The following is an 18,609-nucleotide window of genomic DNA, read 5'->3' as shown; positions in this document are numbered from 1 at the left end:
AGCAGGCGCAACGCATGGCCGAACACGGACTCAGGAAGATCCTCAGCGGATTGTTGCACCGCCAGCGGCCGGAACCCGTATCAGAAAACGGTGCCGATACCGGTTCGAGCTTCGAACAGACGGTGATCCGCCTGCAACAACTCGTCGAGGAGCGCTGCTTCGTCGATGTGCGCTTCCCCGAGCGCAGTGGCAGCACCTACCAGAGCCTGATCCTCAAGGTGGATCCGGTCGAACACCATGTTCTCATCGACGAGCTGTTCCCTGCGCATGGGCAGTTCTTCATCGCACCCGGCGACGAAGTCGAGATCACCAGCGTGCGCCGCGGCCTGCCGGTGCGCTTCACGACCTGGGTCAAGGCCATCAGCATCGACGAGGCCGATGGGCTGCCCGCGTATCGTCTCGCGCTCCCCGATACGGTCGAAGCGAAGCAGCGACGGGCGCATTTCCGCCTCGCGCTGGATGGCGACAGCGCGGTGCGGCTGCGGCTGCGCGGTCCCGAGGGTGACCGGCTGCTGTGCACGGTGTTGAACCTGTCCCAGACCGGGCTCGGCTTCGACTGCCCCGGCAACCTGAGCGAGTGGCTGCGTCAGAACGCACGCCTGCAGCAGTGCTTGCTGACCGTCCCCGGACTGCCCGAAATCGCGTGTGATCTGGAGGTCCGCAGCTTCGAGTTCCGCAAGCGCCCGACACGCCATACCATCGTCGGAGCCCGCATCGAGGCGTTGCCGCCGGCGGCCGCACGCCAGCTCGAGCATTTCCTGGCGCTTGCCCAGCGTCACCAACGCCGCGAGACGGCCCGCGCCTGATCAGTCCACGGCGCGCAGCACCACCAGCGGTGGCGTGCGCACCACAGAACGGCAGCCGAGCAGGCCGAGCAACGCCGACAACGCCGCACCAAGCAACGGGCCGGCCAGCCACGCGAGCGGGTGCATGCGGAACTCCAGATCCAGTACGCGCGTCTGCACTGCCCACGCAGTGATCTCGGCACCTGTCGCAGCAAGCGCACCGGCGAAGGCACCGAGCAGAGCGAATTCGATCACGAGACTTCCGAGCACCAGCCGGCGTGACGCACCCAGCACCCGCAACATCGCCGCCTCGTGCAATCTGGCGTCGAGTCCGGCCCGCACGCTCGCCACCAGGACCAGTACAGCAGCCAGTACGAGCAAGGCAAGCACCAGTGAAATCGCCCACGCGAGCTGGGTCGTGATCGCGCGCACCTGCGCAAGCAGCGCATCGACCTCGAGCAGGGTCAGCGTAGGGAAGGCACGCAACAGAGCTGCCGGTACCCCGGTATGCGCATGATCGACATGAAAACTGGTCAGCCACATCGCCGCCTCGCGTTCGAGCAGATGGCGCGGGAACATCAGGAAGAAGTTCGGACGCATGCTGTCCCAGTCGAGAGCGCGGATGCTGGTGACCTCCGCGTCGAAGCGCTTCGGCCCGATCTGCAGCGTCAACACACTGCCCAGGTGCAAGCCGAGCGCGCGTGCCATGCCGGACTCGACCGAAACCTCGTCGCGCGCCGCACTGCCCCACCACGCACCGGCAACGAGTGTGTTGTCTTCGGGCAGCCCGTCTGCCCACGTCAGGTTCAGGTCCCGGTCGAGATCGAGCCTCTCACCTTCACGCAGCTCGGGCGACGCACCATCCACACCGACGATGCGCCCCGGGACCATCGGATACATCCCGGCAGTCGTGACACCACGCTCGGCAAGAAACGCCTGCACTGCGCCGACCTGATGCGGCGCGATATTCAGCAGGAAACGATTCGGCGCCTGCGGGGACAGACCACGCTGCCAGTCATCGATCAGCACGGTACGTACCAACAACAGAACCAGCGCCAGCATCAACGCAACCGCGACCACCAGCGCCTGCAGCGCATTCAGCGCCGCGTGGCGTCGCAAGCCTGCCAGCGCGAGACCAAGGATGCCGCGTGCCCCGGCACCGGGTACACGCGCTCGCCGCAACAGTACGAAGCTGACGCCGCCTGCCACGGCAGCGATGCCCGCCAGTGCACCAAGCACACCGACGGTCAGATTCCAGTCGCCGCTGTACCAGCGCAGCAACACGACCAGCGTTGCCAATGCCGATCCATAAAGCACGGCGGAAGTCGTACGCGGCATCGCCTCGCGTCGCAACACCCCGGCCGGTGCGGCATTGGTCATGGCCAGCAGCGGTGGCGTGGCGAGTCCCAGCAGGCCGAGTGCACCCGTACCGGCTCCCAGCCACAAGGCGCGCATCCCCGGTGCTGGCACAGCGTCCACGAACACGCCCGCCAGCAGCGCGAAGGCCGCCGCCTGCAGCGACCACGCCAGCAACCAGCCGAGCAAGGTGCCGGGCAGCAGCAACCAGATCATGTTCAGTGCGTACACCCAGCGTATGGCCGGCGCCACCAGACCCAATGTCTTCAGCACCGCCACATGCGCCGCGTGCCGGCTTGCATAGCGCCGCACCGCCATCGCGAGCGCGACACCGGCGAGCACCACCCCGAACGATCCGCCCAGCAGCAGGAACGACTCGGTACGCGCGAGCGCATTGGCAACGCGCGCCGGGCCATCCTCGACGGACACGAAGCGCTGACCTGCGGCCAGATGCGGTTCGATCGTCGCACGCCACACCGCGAGGCTTCGCGAATCACCGGCGAACAGGTACGAGTACTGCACGCGGCTGCCCGGCTGCACGACTCCCGCCGCTGCCACATCCTCCTGGCTCATCATCAGCCGCGGCCCCAGCGCGAGCAGATTGGCGCTGGCATCCGGCTCACGCACCAGCAAGGCCGCGACCTGCAACTCGCGCTCACCAACCACGATGCGGTCTCCGATCCTGATCCCCAGCAACGGCAGCACGCGCTCGTCGACCCAGACTTCACCACCGGCGGGGCCGTGCCCGAGCTCACGCACCACGCTGCCATCACCATCGGCAACCGCGATCCTGCCGAGCAGCGGATAGGCCGCATCCACGGCTTTCACGCTCACCAGTTGCATCGCGTCGTCGTGCATGACCATCGTCACGAACTCGAGCACGCCGGCACTGCGCAGACCGCGGCTGCGCGCCGCAACGATCCAGTCGGGATCGACAGCGCGATTGCTGCGCAGCACCAGGTCGCCGGCCATGAACGTCGCACCGCGCTGATCGACGGCCCGCTGCAGGCGATCGACGAACAGACCGAGCGTGCTGACGATCGCGACCGCGAGCACCAACGCTGCGAACGGTATGCCGAGCTCGCCACTGCGCCAGTCACGCCGGAACAGCCGCCACGCGAGCCTCAGCACACGAGTTCTCCGGCAGCATCCACCAGTTCGCCCCCAACCAGCGTGAGCTGGCGCGAACAGCGCGCCGCGAGCCGCGCGTCATGCGTCACCAGCACCAGCGTGGTTCCGTGTTCGGCCTGCAGCGCAAACAGCAGATCGATCACACGCGCCGCGGTCGCCGCGTCGAGGTTGCCGGTCGGCTCGTCGGCGAACAGCACGCGCGGCGCACACGCGAAGGCGCGGGCGATCGCGACACGCTGCTGCTCGCCACCGGACAACTGACGCGGGTAGTGCCCGGTACGCGCCTCGAGCCCGACGCGCTGCAGGAACTCGCGTGCACGCGAAGCGGCTGCGCGGTCGCCGCGGATCTCGAGCGGCAACATGACGTTTTCCAGTGCAGTCAGCCCGGGCAGCAACTGGAACGACTGGAACACGAAACCCACGAGCCGCGCCCGCAGACGCGCGCGTCCATCCTCGTCGAGACGGGTGAGATCCTCGCCATCGAGGCTGATCGTCCCGCAGCTCGGCAACTCCAGACCGGCCAGCAGACCGAGCAGCGTCGACTTCCCGGACCCGGATGCACCGACCACGGCCACTGCCTCACCGTGGTTGATTTCCAGATCGATCCCTCGCAAGATGCCGAGCGATCCCTCTGCAGTAACGACCTCCTTGCCGACCCCTCTCACGACGATCAACGGCTCCATGACCCGCACCCGACTGCTCTCCTTGCCGGCACTGTTCGTGCTGGCATTATTCGTCACGCTGGCGGCGCGCGGCAACGCAGGCTGCGTGCTGATACTCGGCGATTCGATCGGCGCCGGGTTCGGCGTTCCGGTCGAGCAGGGCTGGGGCAGCCTGCTCGCACAACGGCTCGACGGCTGCGCAGTGGTCAACGCCAGCATCAGCGGCGAAACCACCGAAGGCGGCAAGGCACGGTTGCCGCAACTGCTGGCCGAATACCGCCCCCGCATCGTCGTGCTCGAGCTCGGAGGCAACGACGGGCTGCGCGGCTTTGCTCCGGCCGTGATCCACGCCAACCTCGCACAGATGATTGCCGATGCCCGGCACGCCGGGGCGAAGGTACTGCTGCTCGGCATGCGCATACCGCCGAACTACGGACCACGCTATACGACGGCGTTCCACGCGATCTACGGCACGCTCGCCGAACAGACCACGAGTGCACTGGTTCCGTTCCTGCTCGAAGGCATAGCGATCAACCGGGAACTCATGCAGGAGGATGGCATCCACCCGAATGCGGCGGCACAGCCGCTGATTCTCGCCAACGTATTGCCTGCACTTTCCGCGCTGCTGCGGGACTGAACATATGGCAGATCAGCGGAAACTGCCTGCAGAGCCCGCGTGGCTGGAACTGGACCGGCGTCATGCGTGGCATCCGTACGCGCACGCGATCGCAGCCGATCCGGTCTATCCGGTGGCATCGGCACGAGGCGTACACCTGCAGCTCGCCGATGGGCGCGAACTCATCGACGGCATGGCCTCGTGGTGGTCGGCGATTCACGGCTACAACCACCCGGTACTGAACCGTGCCCTGCACGAACAGGCGCAGCGCATGGCCCACGTGATGTTCGGCGGACTCACGAACGAACCGGCAGCCGAGCTCTGCGCGCTGCTTGCACGCATCACGCCGGGACAACCCGAACGGGTGTTCCTGTGCGATTCCGGCTCGGTGGCGGTCGAGGTCGCGATCAAGATCGCCCTGCAGTACTGGCAGAGTCGCGGCGAGCGCGAACGCACGCGCGTGCTGGCGCTCGCCGGTGGCTACCACGGCGACACCTTCATGGCGATGTCGGTCTGCGATCCGCTGACCGGGATGCACCGCCTGTTCGACGGCGTGCTGACACGACAGTTGTTCGCACCGCGCCCCGGAGGCGGCCCAGGGGATCCCGCGCGCGCAGAGGACATCAGCGCGTTCACAACCCTGCTCGACCAGCACGCAGCGCGCATTGCCGCCGTCATCCTCGAACCGGTGGTGCAGGGCGCCGGCGGGATGCATTTCTACTCCGCCGACTTCCTGGCCCGCGTACGCGCCCTGTGCTCTGCGCACGGAGTGCTGCTGATCGCCGACGAGATAGCCACCGGCTTCGGGCGCACCGGCAAGCTGTTCGCCTGCGAGCACGCTGGCATCGCCCCCGACATCCTCTGCGTGGGCAAGGCGCTGACCGGTGGCTATATGTCACTGGCGGCCACGCTGACCAGTGATCGCATCGCTGCCACGGTGTGCGCCGGTGAAGCAGGGGCACTGATGCATGGCCCCACGTTCATGGGCAATCCCCTGGCCTGCACGCTCGCGCTCGCCAGTACGCGGCTGTTGCTGGCGCAGCCGTGGTCACGCGAGGTTGCACGCATCGAGGCGGGACTGCGCACCGGCCTTGCCCCGGCGCGCGAGTTGCCTGCGGTGCGTGATGTGCGCGTGTTCGGCGCAATCGGCGTGATCGAGACCGAACAGCCGGTCCCGATGCGCGAGATCACTGCTGCGTTCGTCGAGCGTGGCGTGTGGCTGCGTCCATTCGGTCGACTCGTCTATACGATGCCACCGTTCGTGATCGACGATGCCGAACTCGAACGACTCACACAGGCCATCGTCGGAACCCTGGCGCACTGCCTCGCGCGCTGACGAGGGGATTTCACGATGCCCTCGATGCAACCGTTGCCGCACGGCACTCAGGACTTGCCGCGACGGACTCCCGCCCCACCGGAGCTGCGCTGGCGCAACCAACGGCGCAACAAACCGCCCTGCCCCGGCGTGAAACTGCGCACTTCGGCTGCCACGAACAGCGCGGCAATCGCCGGTACTGCGCCGCTCCATGCACGCGGTCCGAGCACTGCAACGCGTTCCACACTGCGCCCGAAAGCATGCAGGAAGCGTATCTGCGCCGCAAAGGTCCCGCCGCCGCTCCAGCCATGAAAACGCCTGACGTCGAGTACCAGATACCCGATGCGCCCGTCGCGTTCGTGCAGGCGCTCCGCAGCAGGCATCACCCTGTCGCTGAAATCGCACGCGTGGATACAGCCGATCAGCGTGACGCGCATCCACGGGCGCGACACACCGGCCTTGATCTCGATCATGTCCTGCTTGCCTCCCTGTGCCAGGGGATGCCATCCCGATCGCATCCCCGCTGCCCTTCCGTGGGCACGCCCCGCATTATCAGACGCTCGCGGCACCCCGACAAGCAGCGCTCCCGTCGAGCATCACCCTCTATACTCCAGCCAGATGACGATGATTGCGGAGCGCAATGATGCAGCAGCTTTCGGCACTCGACACCCTGTTCCTCAGCCGCGAAACGGAGCGCACACCGCTGCATATCTCGCGTCTGCAGATCTACGACCCCTCGAGCACACCGGGTGGCCGGGTTCGTCTCAGGGATATCCTGCAGTTGTTCGAAAGCCGGCTGCACATGGCGCCGGTACTGCGCCGGCGCCTGGCTGAAGTTCCGCTCGGACTGGACTATCCGTACTGGGTCGAAACTGCCGATTTCGACCTCGAGTTCCATGTCAGACACATCGCACTGCCAAAGCCGGGAGACTGGCGCCAGCTATGCATCCAGGTCGCACGACTGCATGCCCGTATCCTCGATCGCTCCCGGCCACTGTGGGAGGCGTACGTGATCGAGGGTCTGGACAATATCGCAGGCTTGCCGCGCGGCTCGTTCGCGCTGCTGCTGAAGCTGCACCATGCTGCGATCGATCCCGCACCGGCGTCCGATATCGTTGGAGTGATCCACGACACCAGCCCCGACCCCAGCGAAGCGACGGGTGCACAGCCACCACGCTGGCGTCCCGAGACGATCCCTGCCACGAGCGGCCTGCTCGCACGCGCGTGGCTCAACACCCTGCGCCAACCGTCCCGGCTCGCGCACACACTGGTCAGCAACGCCCCGGGCATCTCCGGACTGCGCGATGCACTGCAACGCCATCGCCTGCTGGCCACGCGTGAACGCCCACTGACCCGCTTCAACGGCACCGTCAGCGCACACCGCAGCTTCGATGCGCGCTTCTATCCACTCGCAGCCATACACAACATCCGCAACCTTGCGCCCGGTGCCACCATCAATGACGTCGTGGTCACGCTGATTGCCGGAGCGTTGCGACGTTACCTGCTGACTACGAGCGAACTGCCACCGGCAAGCCTGATCGCCGGCGCCCCGATCAACATCCGCACGCCGGAGGACGCCGACGGCACCAGGGTGCAGATGATGACCCTGACGCTGTATACGGACATCGCCGATCCGGTGGAGCGCCTGCACCAGGTGCACGAGGAGTGCCTGGCGTCGAAGGAGTACGCCCATGCCGCTGGTGCACGTGCATTGACCGATCTGACCCAGGCGGTTTCCCCACGCCGGGGATCGCTCGGACTGCGGGCAGCGAGCCAGACGATGCTGATGTCCGAAGGCGCAGCACCCATCAACACGGTGATCTCGAATATCCCCGGCGCCCAGGTTCCGCTCTACCTGTGTGGCGCACGCCTGCTGTGCAGCGCGGGCCTGGGAGCGGTGCTCGACGATATGGGTCTGGTCCACCTGGTACCGAGCTACCACAACGGGATCTCGATCGGCTTCACCGCGTGTCGCGACATGCTGCCCGATCCGACCGTCTACGGCGGTTGCATCCACGACAGTTTCGAGGAACTGAACACTGCGGCCCGCGCCCTCGGTCGTCGCCGCAGTGGCAGCCGGCGCAGCCGGCGCCCACGCCGCGACTGATCCGCCGCACGCGCGCCTGCGTATACCGAAGCCTTTCCGGAGAACCGTAGATGATCGACGAGCTCGCTGCGAACTATCACCGCATTCTCGAAGCCCTCGGCGAGGATCCCGGGCGCGAGGGATTGCGCGACACGCCGCTGCGCGCTGCGAAGGCGATGACTTTCCTGACCGACGGCTACCGGATGAACCTGCACGAGATCGTCAACAACGCGGTGTTCCAGTCGGACAACGACGAAATGGTCGTGGTGCGCGACATCGAGCTCTACTCGCTGTGCGAACATCATCTGCTGCCCTTCATCGGTCGCTGCCACGTCGGCTATCTGCCGTCCGGCAAGGTGCTCGGGCTGTCGAAGATCGCCCGCATCACGGACATGTTTGCGCGCCGCCTGCAGATCCAGGAGAACCTCACACTGCAGATCGCCAACGCGGTCGAGGAAGTCACGGGCGCCAAGGGCGTCGGTGTGGTGATCGAGGCACGCCACATGTGCATGATGATGCGCGGCGTACAGAAGCAGAACTCGGAGATGACGACTTCGGTGATGCTCGGGCGCATGCGCGACAGTGCCGCCACGCGGCAGGAATTCCTGTCGCTGGTACGTGGCTGCTCGTAGCCTCACAACCTCCTTCGCAACGTCTCGCAAACGAGCACACTCTGCGGCAGCACGCCCGGGAACAGCAATCCTGCAGAACGCCGGTTGAACGCGAACACCCCGGCGCTGCGCCGTGCCGTGTGAGATCGCAAACCCTGTGCTAGTCTGCTTTGCGTCATCGCGTGCTTCATGAACTGCCCGCGCAGCGGCCGGGCAAGACCGGGGAGTCAGGACTGCAAATGAATGTAGTGATCGGACTGGTGGTCGTGCTGGCATCGTGCGTCGCGGGCTTCATGCTCTCCGGCGGCAAGCTGCTTGCCCTGTTCCAGCCATTCGAACTGCTGATCATCGGCGGCGCTGCACTCGGTGCGATGGTGATGTCCAATCCGCTCGGGGTGACCGTCAACGTGCTGAAGTCGGGCGCGACGCTGTTGAAGCCCTCGCCCTTCGGCAAGGAGACCTACCTTGCGCTGTTCGGGTTGCTCTACGACCTGTTCAACAAGATGCGGCGCGAAGGCTTGCTCGGCATCGAGAAGGACATCGACGACCCTGAAGGCAGCCCGATCTTCAGCAAGCATACGGGGATCGACCGTATCCACGGCGCACGCGAGTTCATCATCGATTACCTGCGCGTGATGACTCTCGGCGGTGTCGCCACCCACGATCTGGACGCGCTGTTCGACGCCGAACTCGAGACGCACCATGCCGAATCGCACCTCGTTCCAGGCGCGCTGAGCAAGGTTGCCGATGCACTGCCGGGCTTCGGTATCGTCGCTGCCGTGATGGGGATCGTGATCACGATGTCGCACATCGGTGGCCCTCCGGCGGAACTCGGCCAGCACGTGGGCGCGGCGCTGGTCGGCACCTTCCTCGGCATTCTGCTTTCCTACGGCGTCGTCGGTCCGACCTCGACGTACCTGGAGCATCTGGCACGCGAGGAAGCGAAGTTCTTCGAGTGCATCAAGGTCGCGATGATGGCGAGCTTCTCGGGTGCCCCGCCGCAGCTCGCGGTCGAATTCGGCCGCAAGATCGTCTATCACGCGATCCGTCCGACCTGGACCGAAGTCGAAGAACGTGTGAAGCAGAAATGAATGTGACCGACGGCGCCACCGCGCCGATCATCATCCGCCGCAAGAAGAAGGTCGTCGCGCACGGCCACCATGGTGGTTCGTGGAAGGTCGCATTCGCCGACTTCGTGACGGCGATGATGGCCTTCTTTCTGCTGATGTGGCTGCTCGCACAGACGTCGCCAGAGGAGCGCACCGCCATCCAGGGCTATTTCAACGACCCGCGCGGGACGATCGCCGGCCAGGGTGGCGGACTCGATGCTCCCGGCGTCGGACAGATAGGCCCCGGCGGCATCCAGACCGGTGCCATCTCGCTCGACAATCCGGTCAGCCAGGCCGAACCGATCGAGAGCGAACCTTCACTGGCCGAAGCGAGCGACGCAGCCGTGCGTGCCGAACAGCAGGCGCGCGAGAAGCGTTCGCTCGACGAGTTGCAGCAGGCGCTGGAGGAAGAGCTCGGCAAACAGGATTCGGCGTTCGTCAAGCTGCGCGACCAGATCCTCATCGACCAGACGGCATTGGGGTTGCGCATCCAGCTCGTCGACAAGGACAACCGCCCGATGTTCGATCGCGGCGAGAGCCGACTGCAGGACTACGCCAGCGAGGTGCTGCACGCGCTCGCACCACGCCTCGATGTGGTCGCGAACCGCCTCAGCATCAACGGTCATACCGATTCGGTTGCCTACCGCGACGGTTCCGACTACAGCAACTGGGAGCTGTCGGCCGACCGGGCGAACAGTGCGCGGCGTGCGCTGATCGAAGGGGGCTACCCCGAAGACAAGATCTTCACCGTGCAGGGAATGGGCGCCTCGGTGCCACTGATCACCGACAATCCTACCGCCGCGAGCAACCGCAGGATCGTGATCCTGGTGTTGCGCCGAGAGATCGAGGACGCGCTGAAGGGAGTCACGCTGGTCTCGCGCACCCAATCCGAGTTCCTGGACCAGACCAGACCCGTCGCTCCGCAGGCGCAATGACAGCGGACCACCCGACGCGGCGTGCGGCAGGGAATATGCCCTGACATTGCACCGCGTCGTTCGCAGTACACGGCGCTAGAATGCGCGCCATGCAGCAGGCACCTTCGCTTTTCAGCTACCGCAAATACTGGGCCAGGCGCTTCGGTACCGCTCCTTTCCTGCCGATGTCGCGCGAGGAGATGGAAGCGCTCGGCTGGGATTCCTGCGATATCGTGATCGTCACCGGTGATGCCTATGTCGATCACCCGAGTTTCGGCATGGCACTGATCGGGCGCGCACTGGAAGCACAGGGGTTTCGGGTCGGCATCATCAGCCAGCCGCGCTGGCAGTCACCGGAAGATTTTCGCGCCCTGGGTCGGCCGAATCTGTTTTTCGGCATCACGGCCGGCAACATGGATTCGATGATCAACCGCTATACGGCGGATCGGAAGATCCGTTCCGAGGACGCCTACACCGCCGGCGCCGAGCCGAACCGGCGCCCGGACCGTGCGCTCACCGTCTATGCGCAACGGGCGCGCGAAGCGTTCCCCGACACACCCATCGTGATCGGCTCGATCGAAGCCAGCCTGCGGCGGATCGCGCATTACGACTACTGGTCGGACAAGGTACGCCGCTCGGTGCTTGCCGACTCGAAGGCCGACCTGCTGATTTACGGCAATGCCGAACGCGCGCTGGTCGCACTGGCACATCGGCTCGCTGCGGGCGAGCCGGTGGCTGCGATCCGCGACCTGCGGGGCAGTGCATTCATGGTGACGCACGGCTGGCAACCCGGAGCGGACTGGAACGAAATCGACTCCAGTGCTGTAGACACGCCCGGCCCGCCGATGCGCCAGCCCGACCCCTATGCGATGGGGGCGCCGGTACCGGAAACATCGTCACCGCCGGTACGATCGCAGCCGGCGGCACCGGCTGACACCGCAGCCCAGGTCCTGCGTTTCGCGTCTCCCGAGAAGCGGCGGATCGACCGTGAGCGCTGCGTGGTGCGGCTGCCTTCCTACGAGACCGTGCGTGACGACCCCGTGCTGTACGCACACGCCTCGCGCACGTTCCACCTCGAATCGAATCCGGGCAACGCTCGGGCGCTGGTGCAGCAACACGGCGATCGTGACGTGTGGCTGAACCCGCCACCGCTGCCACTGAGCACCGCCGAGATCGATGCGATCTACGAACTGCCGTACCAGCGCCGCCCGCACCCGGCGTACGGTGATGCACGCATCCCGGCCTACGAGATGATCCGTTTCTCGATCAACATCATGCGCGGCTGCTTCGGCGGCTGCACCTTCTGCTCGATCACCGAGCACGAGGGACGGATCATCCAGAGCCGCTCCGAAACTTCGGTGCTGCGCGAGATCGAGGAGATACGCGATCGCACGCCAGGCTTTACCGGCGTGGTTTCCGACCTCGGCGGACCTACCGCGAACATGTACCGCCTCGCCTGCCGGTCGCACGAGATCGAGAGCGCATGCCGCCGGCTGTCGTGCGTCTACCCCGACGTGTGCGAGAACATGGGAACCGATCACTCGGCACTGGTTGCACTTTACCGCAAGGCACGGGCAGTGCCGGGAGTGAAGAAGGTACTGATCAGCTCGGGTCTGCGTTACGACCTTGCGGTTCGTTCACCCGAATACGTGAAGGAGCTGACCCAGCACCACGTCGGCGGCTACCTCAAGATCGCTCCCGAGCATACCGAGGAAGGGCCACTGTCGAAGATGATGAAGCCGGGCATCGGCAACTACGACCGTTTCAAGGAGATGTTCGACCGTTTCTCACGCGAAGCAGGCAAGGAACAATACCTGATCCCCTACTTCATCGCCGCACATCCGGGCACCACCGATGACGACATGCTGAACCTCGCGCTGTGGCTGAAACACAACGATTTCCGCCTCGACCAGGTCCAGAGTTTCCTGCCGACACCGATGACCCTCGCGACCACGATGTACCACACGCGAAGCAATCCATTGAAGCGCGTACGCCGCGACGGCGAACGGGTGGAAACGGTGCGCACACCGCGCATGCGCCGCCTGCACAAGGCGTTCCTGCGCTATCACGACCCGGAGAACTGGCCGTTGCTGCGCGAGGCGCTGAAGCGCATGGGGCGCGCCGATCTGATCGGCAACGGCAAACGGCATCTGGTGCCAGCGTACCAGCCGGCACGCAACACAAACGCTGGCGCGATTGCCGAAAGACGACCGTGTGCACGACGCCGCAACGCGGGGTCCGGCCCGCCGCCAGCGCGCAAACCTCGCACCCCGCCCTGATGATGCGTCGATCGGCCCGGTCGCGCGACTGAGCTGTTCCCGTCAGAACACGAACCAGCTCAGCAGCAACCAGGCGAGGAACAGCACCCCGGTTGCCACCGCCAGTCGCAGACGCAAGGGACCGCGCCCGAGCATCGCAACCAGCAGGAATTTAACCAGCGTATTGGCCAGTGCGGCGATACCGAGTGCGCGCGCGGCGATCTCGAACCCCGCCGCATCGCTCGCCTGCTGCGCCAGGGACAGCGTGATCGCGTTGACGTCGGTCAGTCCGGCAATTGCCGACACGACGTAGATCCCCCCCTCGGGTGCATGCTGTCGCGTCAACTCGACCACCACCAGCACCAGGGCGAACAGCAGGGCAAACTGCACCGCCGAGACGAGGTTGAACGGGTTGCTGACACTCACGACCTCACCGCTCGTGGTCACCGGTCGCCGCCGCAGCCCACGCAGGTAAAAGAAGGCGGCAAGCAGTCCGGTCACCAGCGTCAGCGCACCGAAGCTCTTGATCGTTGCGGGCAGCAGATCCGTGTTGACGATCGCGATCGTGATGATCACACGCACGAACATGACCGCCCAGGCGGTCAGGATACCTGCAGCGAGTGCATCGGCCCCGGTGGAAGTGGGATCGATGCGGCTCTGGCGCGCAAACCCCAGCGTCAGCGCCGTCGACGAGGCGAGGCCACCGGCAAATCCGGTTACCACGGTGCCATGCGCTTCACCGAGCAGACGAACCGCGACGTAGCCAACCAGCGAGAGCCCGGAAATCAGGATCACGAGCAGCCACAACAGATACGGATTCAGCACACCGAGTGGGTCGATGACACGATTCGGCAGCAAGGGCAGAACGATGAAACTTGCAATCAGCAGCTTCAGTACCGCATAGATGTCGTCGGTGGCGACGCGCGCCACCAGACCGTGCAGCGGCTGCTTGAATGCCAGCACCGCCGAGGTCAGGATGCCGAGCGCGACGGCAACCTCGGCATGACCGTACATCACCACACCGCCGAGCAGGAACACCGTCAGTGCCGCGAACTCGGTCGACAGACCCGGCGCATCGGGACGCACACGACTCTCGAGCACGTGTCCGCTGATCACCGCAAGCCCCACCAGCGCCAACGCAACCGCGTACAACGCCGGCCCGCCGTATTGCATGGAAGCCCACGCGGCGAGCGAACCCAGCTGGGCCAGCAGGATGAAGGTACGCAGCCCCGCAATCGTACGGTGACCGCTGGCACTCTGGCTCTTCTCGCGTTCGACGCCAACCAGTGCGCCGATCAGCAAGGCGATCAGGAAATCGCGCGCCACATCGAGGTCGATACCGATCATCAGCGCAAGCGCCGCACCGTCGTCACCAGTAGCGCACCCTTCCGGTATCTACGTGAATGAAGTTCGAGGAGCGATAGAGACCCACACCGCCGCCCTTGAGGCTCACTGCGGCCTTGTGCAGCGCGAGCAGATCCGAACCCGGCAGCCGGATATCGATCGCCTGGCCCTGCAGGTGCAGACTGCCCTGCGCGACACCGGAGCTGCGGGTGCGCAGCATCTCGTTGGTCGACGGTGCGCGATAACCCGAGATCACCTCGTACGAACGCAGGTTGCCGACCGTCGCCTGCAACCTTGCGAGCAGATCGAGCAGCCGCGTATCGATCGCATGCACCACATTCGCGCGGTGATCGCGCAACACGCGATAGATCGCCCCGAGCGCATCATCGACATAGTGACCGTTTTCCCAGTACGGAACGCGCAGACGCTCGCCGGTATGCAGGTTGAGGAAACCGAGTTCACGAACCCCGGGTTGCGCGCGCGCCGGTGCCGGCACACTGCCGAGTACCGGTGTCGCCAGCATGCCGGCAGCGCCTGCGAGCACAAGCCGTTTCAGGAACACGCGCCGGTCGGTGCGCGCTGCGCGCGGCGCGGAAGTGTGGGAATACGCCATGACGACTCCTTGGCGATCATTGTGCGGAGAGTGCCAAAGTGCGCCGGCCGGGAGCGACGTACCGTTGCCGACACCTCGCCAAAATAGCGGTAAAGCACTGATCGGTAAAGCTTGCTCGACTCCTTGTTCGACTCCTTGCTCGACTCCTTGCTCGACTCCATGCATCGCCGCCGTATCCCAGCCTGGTCAGCCGTATCGCCGGCTTTTCTGCTTGCCATTCCGGCGCCGGCGGACGGCACTCTGGCCGGCATGCTGCACGACCCGGCCGCCCACCTGCATGCTCGTCGATAGCGCCGGCTTCGAGGGCGGCCATGTGCACGACGGCGTGTCAATCTCGCCAAGCCGGTACCCATTCTGCTCTACTACCGGACTGCCACCGTCGCGAAGGACGCAACCATGATCTTCAAGCGCGACATCTACTACGATCGTGATGCCGCACTGCCGGCCGCGCTCGACCGCCTGCGGAGTGACTGAGCATGGATACCAACCCGATCTTCATCGGTGCCGGGGAACAGCCGGTCACGCTGCCACTGCGTGTCGCGAACCGTCACGGGCTGGTCGCCGGCGCGACCGGTACCGGCAAGACGATCACGGTGCAGTGCCTCGCGGAGGGTTTTTCCGCAGCCGGTGTTCCCGTGTTCGTGGCCGACGTCAAGGGCGATCTGGCCGGTCTGGCCCGCCCAGGCACGCCGAACGAGCGGATTGCCGCTCGCTGGCAGAAGATCGGTGCCGAGCAGCCGCCGTTCACTGCCTGCCCGGTCACGATCTGGGACGTCTACGGCGAGGCGGGAACGCCGTTGCGGCTCAGCGTCTCGGAGCTGGGTCCGCAGATGCTCGCGCGCATGCTGGAGCTGAACGATACCCAGGAGTCGACGCTGGCGCTGATGTTCCGCTTTGCCGACGACGAAGGGTTGCTGCTGCTCGACATGGCAGACCTCGAATCGGCCCTCGCCTACCTGTATGCGAACGCAGGCCAGCTTGGGGCCGCGTACACCGCACTGTCGCGTCAGTCGATCGCGGCAATCCAGCGTCGCGTGACGTTGCTGCAAAGCGCCGGTGGCAGCGGATTCTTCGGCGAACCGGCACTGCAGCTCGCGGACATCATACGTACAGGCGTCGACGGCCGGGGGATCGTGAACCTGCTCGATGCGCGTCGCCTGATCACCCAGCCACGCCTGTACACGAGCTTCCTGCTGTGGCTGATGTCCGAACTGTTCGAGCAGCTACCGGAAATCGGCGACCCGGACAAGCCGCGAATCGTGTTCTTCTTCGACGAAGCGCACCTGCTTTTCAACGGCGCCTCGCGTGCCCTTGCCGAACGCGTCGAGCAGGTCGTACGCCTGATCCGCTCCAAGGGCGTGGGAATCTGGTTCATCAGCCAGAGCCCGGGAGACATACCCGGCAACGTGCTGGCGCAGCTCGGCAACCGTGCCCAGCATGCACTGCGCGCGTACACGCCGGATGAACAGAAGGCGGTGCGGGTCGCAGCGCGCTCGTTCCGGGTCAATCCGGCGTTCGACAGCGAAGAGGTGATTTCGCACCTCGGAGTCGGCGAGGCGCTGGTATCGACCCTCGACGAGAGTGGTGTGCCCGGCGTGGTGCAGCGCACCCTGATCCGTCCACCGGTGTCGCGGATGGGCCCTCTCGGCGACGAGGAACGCCGGGCACTGATCAACCAGGATCCGCTGTTCCTGCGTTACGGCAAGGTGCACGACCCGATATCCGCACACGAAGTCCTGCAGCAGCGCACGCGCGATGCGCTCGCCGCGCACGAGCGCCAGCAGCAGCTCGACGCGCAGGAAAAGCAACACCGGCGGGAAGCGCCGACACCCCGCTCGAACCGGCAGAGCACGACCGAAGCACTGCTGAAGAGCGTAGTGCGCACCGTAGGCACCGGCATCGGGCGCAGCATCGTGCGCGGCATCCTCGGTTCGATCACCGGTCGGCGCTGAGTGCGCGGCAGGATCTGCGGACACGGCTGCTGCTATCATGCGCCACGCTGGTGTCGACACACTGCCGAGGTTGCGATGATCCGCCTGCTGATCGTTCTGGTCGTCGTCGTGGCAGTGGCGTTCTGGATGAACCACGGTTCGCACGATTCGTCTGGCAGCACCGCTGCACGCCCGGAGGTGCGCTACCAGGAATCCACCCGGAAGGCGCAGGATCTGGAACGGCAGATGCAGGATCAGACCCGCCAGCAGCTCGACGCCATCGACGCCGCGAGCGACTGAAATTCCAGACGCCCGTCTGCGGATCGGCCAGGGAGAAACATGATTTCCACAGACATCACGCCGTCGTCGTGGCGAAGCCGCGCATACCGGCTCGGCGCTGCCATCGCGACACTTGCCTGCAGCGCGACAGCGGCTGCGGGCGAACTCGAAACCATCGTCGTCACCGGTTCCCGGGTTCCCGAGTCCACGCGCGACATCGCCTCGAGCATCGGCGTCATCGACACGCACGAACTCGATCTCATGCGCGCAGTACATATCTCCGACGCCCTGGCGCGCATTCCGGGGGCCTTCGTGCAGCGAGGCAACGGACAGGAACACCTCACGGCAATCCGCTCGCCGGTATTCACTGGCCCGGGCAGCTGCGGCGCTTTCTATTTTGCCGAGGACGGTCTGCCGCTGCGCCCATCCGGGGTATGCAACGCGAACGAACTGTCCGAGGTCGATTACGAACAGGCCGAACGCATCGAGGTGTTGCGTGGTCCGGGCAATGCAGTCCATGGCGGCAACGCACAACACGGCGTGATCAATGTGATCAGCATGCCACCGCCGATCGGACGCGCCGCCAGCATCAGCGTCGGCGCCGGTCCACACGATTACGCCCGCCTGCTCGCAAGCTACGGACAGGGTGACAGCGACGACGCGTGGCGACTCAGCCTCAACACCACCTACGACGGTGGCTACAAGCACGATTCGGGCTACGATCTGCAGAAACTCGTCTACCGGCACGATCATGCTTGGTCAGAAATAAAGCTGCAGTCACTACTCAGCCTCGGCAACCAGAAGCAGGAAACCGCCGGCTACGTCATCGGCAGGAACGCCTACCGTGATCGCCATCGCCTGCGTGAAAACCCCAATCCGGAAGCGTTTCGCGACAACCGTACCGCGCGCTGGTACGGACGCTTCACGCTCGATGCATTCGGCGGTGAACTCTCGTTCACCCCGTTCCTGCGCTACCAGCGCATGCGTTTCCTGCAGCACTTCCTGCTCGGCCAGCCTCTGGAGGAAAACGGTTTCGACAGCACCGGCTGGCAGGGCGACTGGCATCGCACGCTCGGCAAAGACCTGCGACTGCTGGCAGGCTTCGACGGCGAGTGGAGTCGAAGTCGCGTCGAACAGACCCAGGCCAACGCGGTAGCCAGCCCCGTGCTGCCCAAGGGAAAGCAGTACGACTACAAGGTCGAGGGTCGCAATCTCGCGGCATTCACCCAGCTCGACTGGGAGCCCGTGAGCGGCACGCGCATACAGCTCGGCGCACGCCTGGAGCAGCAGCGGTACGACTACGACAACCGCATGATCGACGGCGCCACACGCGACGATGGCCGCCCGTGTGGCACGCTGGCTCGTCCGCAACCCTGCCGCTATTCACGCCCTGCGGACCGCCACGACGAATTCACCGAACCCGCTTTCAGTCTGTCCGCCATCCAGGCTCTCGGTGAAACGCAGCGAATCTCCTTCATCTACACGCACGGCCTGCGGCCCCCCGAGTCGGCAGAGCTGTACCGGCTGCAGGCCGGTCAGCTCGTGGCCAACATCGACCCGGAACGTATCGACAGCATCGAGTTCGGCTGGCACGGGGAC

The 18,609-nt window shown here is 65.5% G+C and carries 16 protein-coding genes; 11 read left to right on the top strand and 5 right to left on the bottom strand.

Going from position 1 to position 18,609, the window contains the following annotated elements; translation table 11 throughout:
* The first annotated feature begins 14 nt into the window (after positions 1 to 14).
* Complete coding sequence (locus H7A12_00080) at positions 15 to 806, top strand: flagellar brake protein (protein MCP5319226.1); 792 nt, start codon at positions 15 to 17, stop codon at positions 804 to 806.
* Here H7A12_00080 and H7A12_00075 read toward each other — a convergent pair whose 3' ends face one another.
* Together H7A12_00075 and H7A12_00070 are read right to left on the bottom strand one after the other, a co-directional pair.
* Positions 807 to 3,272 (bottom strand): ABC transporter permease, encoded by a 2,466-nt coding sequence (locus tag H7A12_00075; GenBank protein MCP5319225.1) that lies wholly within the window; start codon positions 3,270 to 3,272, stop codon positions 807 to 809.
* A complete protein-coding gene (locus tag H7A12_00070) occupies positions 3,266 to 3,955 on the bottom strand; it encodes an ATP-binding cassette domain-containing protein (protein ID MCP5319224.1) in 690 nt (229 codons plus the stop codon). The genes H7A12_00075 and H7A12_00070 overlap by 7 nt, the downstream gene beginning before the upstream one ends.
* 22 nt (positions 3,956 to 3,977) lie before the next feature.
* On the opposite strand from H7A12_00070, the gene H7A12_00065 reads away from it, so the two are divergent.
* Both H7A12_00065 and bioA read left to right on the top strand, forming a co-directional pair.
* Positions 3,978 to 4,571 (top strand): arylesterase, encoded by a 594-nt coding sequence (locus H7A12_00065; GenBank protein MCP5319223.1) that lies wholly within the window; start codon positions 3,978 to 3,980, stop codon positions 4,569 to 4,571.
* 4 nt (positions 4,572 to 4,575) lie between these two features.
* Positions 4,576 to 5,886 carry an adenosylmethionine--8-amino-7-oxononanoate transaminase gene (gene bioA / locus H7A12_00060; protein ID MCP5319222.1) on the top strand — a complete coding sequence of 437 codons (1,311 nt, stop codon included), beginning with the start codon at positions 4,576 to 4,578 and terminating at the stop codon, positions 5,884 to 5,886.
* 47 nt (positions 5,887 to 5,933) lie between these two features.
* On the opposite strand, the gene H7A12_00055 is transcribed toward bioA, so the two are convergent.
* A complete protein-coding gene (locus tag H7A12_00055) occupies positions 5,934 to 6,338 on the bottom strand; it encodes an STAS/SEC14 domain-containing protein (protein MCP5319221.1) in 405 nt (134 codons plus the stop codon).
* A gap of 170 nt (positions 6,339 to 6,508) precedes the next feature.
* On the opposite strand from H7A12_00055, the gene H7A12_00050 reads away from it, so the two are divergent.
* From H7A12_00050 to H7A12_00030, 5 genes are all read left to right on the top strand, one after another.
* Positions 6,509 to 7,972, top strand: a complete 1,464-nt coding sequence (locus H7A12_00050; protein MCP5319220.1) for a wax ester/triacylglycerol synthase family O-acyltransferase — start codon at positions 6,509 to 6,511, stop codon at positions 7,970 to 7,972.
* Positions 7,973 to 8,022: 50 nt separating this feature from the next.
* Positions 8,023 to 8,583, top strand: a complete 561-nt coding sequence (gene folE, locus H7A12_00045; GenBank protein MCP5319219.1) for a GTP cyclohydrolase I FolE — start codon at positions 8,023 to 8,025, stop codon at positions 8,581 to 8,583.
* 218 nt (positions 8,584 to 8,801) lie between these two features.
* Positions 8,802 to 9,653 (top strand): flagellar motor stator protein MotA, encoded by an 852-nt coding sequence (gene motA, locus H7A12_00040; protein MCP5319218.1) that lies wholly within the window; start codon positions 8,802 to 8,804, stop codon positions 9,651 to 9,653.
* The gene (motB, locus tag H7A12_00035; protein MCP5319217.1) at positions 9,650 to 10,606 is read left to right on the top strand and encodes a flagellar motor protein MotB; all 957 of its coding nucleotides are present in this window, start codon (positions 9,650 to 9,652) and stop codon (positions 10,604 to 10,606) included. Before motA ends, motB begins: the two co-directional genes overlap by 4 nt.
* Positions 10,607 to 10,695: 89 nt before the next feature.
* Positions 10,696 to 12,864, top strand: a complete 2,169-nt coding sequence (locus H7A12_00030; GenBank protein MCP5319216.1) for a YgiQ family radical SAM protein — start codon at positions 10,696 to 10,698, stop codon at positions 12,862 to 12,864.
* A 42-nt stretch (positions 12,865 to 12,906) separates the two neighbouring features.
* Here H7A12_00030 and H7A12_00025 read toward each other — a convergent pair whose 3' ends face one another.
* Entirely contained in the window at positions 12,907 to 14,190 is a 1,284-nt protein-coding gene (locus H7A12_00025; protein MCP5319215.1) for an MgtC/SapB family protein, read from the bottom strand.
* A 22-nt stretch (positions 14,191 to 14,212) separates the two neighbouring features.
* On the bottom strand, positions 14,213 to 14,800 hold the full coding sequence (locus tag H7A12_00020; protein MCP5319214.1) for a DUF882 domain-containing protein: 588 nt from the start codon (positions 14,798 to 14,800) through the stop codon (positions 14,213 to 14,215).
* A gap of 476 nt (positions 14,801 to 15,276) precedes the next feature.
* Between H7A12_00020 and H7A12_00015 the strand changes: the two genes are divergently transcribed.
* The 3 genes from H7A12_00015 to H7A12_00005 form a co-directional block, all read left to right on the top strand.
* Positions 15,277 to 16,752 carry a DUF853 family protein gene (locus H7A12_00015; protein ID MCP5319213.1) on the top strand — a complete coding sequence of 492 codons (1,476 nt, stop codon included), beginning with the start codon at positions 15,277 to 15,279 and terminating at the stop codon, positions 16,750 to 16,752.
* Positions 16,753 to 16,827: 75 nt separating this feature from the next.
* Positions 16,828 to 17,031, top strand: coding sequence for a hypothetical protein (locus H7A12_00010; protein MCP5319212.1), 204 nt, complete (start codon positions 16,828 to 16,830; stop codon positions 17,029 to 17,031).
* A 39-nt stretch (positions 17,032 to 17,070) separates the two neighbouring features.
* A partial coding sequence (locus H7A12_00005) for a TonB-dependent receptor (GenBank protein MCP5319211.1) occupies positions 17,071 to 18,609 on the top strand: 1,539 nt, incomplete at its 3' end.

This window comes from Pseudomonadales bacterium, from assembly GCA_024234165.1.
In the GTDB taxonomy this organism is placed as follows: Bacteria; Pseudomonadota; Gammaproteobacteria; order Pseudomonadales; family UBA5518; genus UBA5518.
This window is presented reverse-complemented; position numbering and strand designations above follow the sequence as displayed.

Coding starts and splice junctions, on each gene's coding strand:
- H7A12_00080 (MCP5319226.1), top strand. CDS start 15: ATGGCCGAACACGGACTCAGGAAGATCCTCAGCGGATTGTTGCACCGC.
- H7A12_00070 (MCP5319224.1), bottom strand. CDS start 3,955: ATGGAGCCGTTGATCGTCGTGAGAGGGGTCGGCAAGGAGGTCGTTACT.
- bioA (MCP5319222.1), top strand. CDS start 4,576: ATGGCAGATCAGCGGAAACTGCCTGCAGAGCCCGCGTGGCTGGAACTG.
- H7A12_00055 (MCP5319221.1), bottom strand. CDS start 6,338: ATGATCGAGATCAAGGCCGGTGTGTCGCGCCCGTGGATGCGCGTCACG.
- H7A12_00050 (MCP5319220.1), top strand. CDS start 6,509: ATGCAGCAGCTTTCGGCACTCGACACCCTGTTCCTCAGCCGCGAAACG.
- folE (MCP5319219.1), top strand. CDS start 8,023: ATGATCGACGAGCTCGCTGCGAACTATCACCGCATTCTCGAAGCCCTC.
- motA (MCP5319218.1), top strand. CDS start 8,802: ATGAATGTAGTGATCGGACTGGTGGTCGTGCTGGCATCGTGCGTCGCG.
- motB (MCP5319217.1), top strand. CDS start 9,650: ATGAATGTGACCGACGGCGCCACCGCGCCGATCATCATCCGCCGCAAG.
- H7A12_00030 (MCP5319216.1), top strand. CDS start 10,696: ATGCAGCAGGCACCTTCGCTTTTCAGCTACCGCAAATACTGGGCCAGG.
- H7A12_00025 (MCP5319215.1), bottom strand. CDS start 14,190: ATGATCGGTATCGACCTCGATGTGGCGCGCGATTTCCTGATCGCCTTG.
- H7A12_00020 (MCP5319214.1), bottom strand. CDS start 14,800: ATGGCGTATTCCCACACTTCCGCGCCGCGCGCAGCGCGCACCGACCGG.
- H7A12_00015 (MCP5319213.1), top strand. CDS start 15,277: ATGGATACCAACCCGATCTTCATCGGTGCCGGGGAACAGCCGGTCACG.
- H7A12_00010 (MCP5319212.1), top strand. CDS start 16,828: ATGATCCGCCTGCTGATCGTTCTGGTCGTCGTCGTGGCAGTGGCGTTC.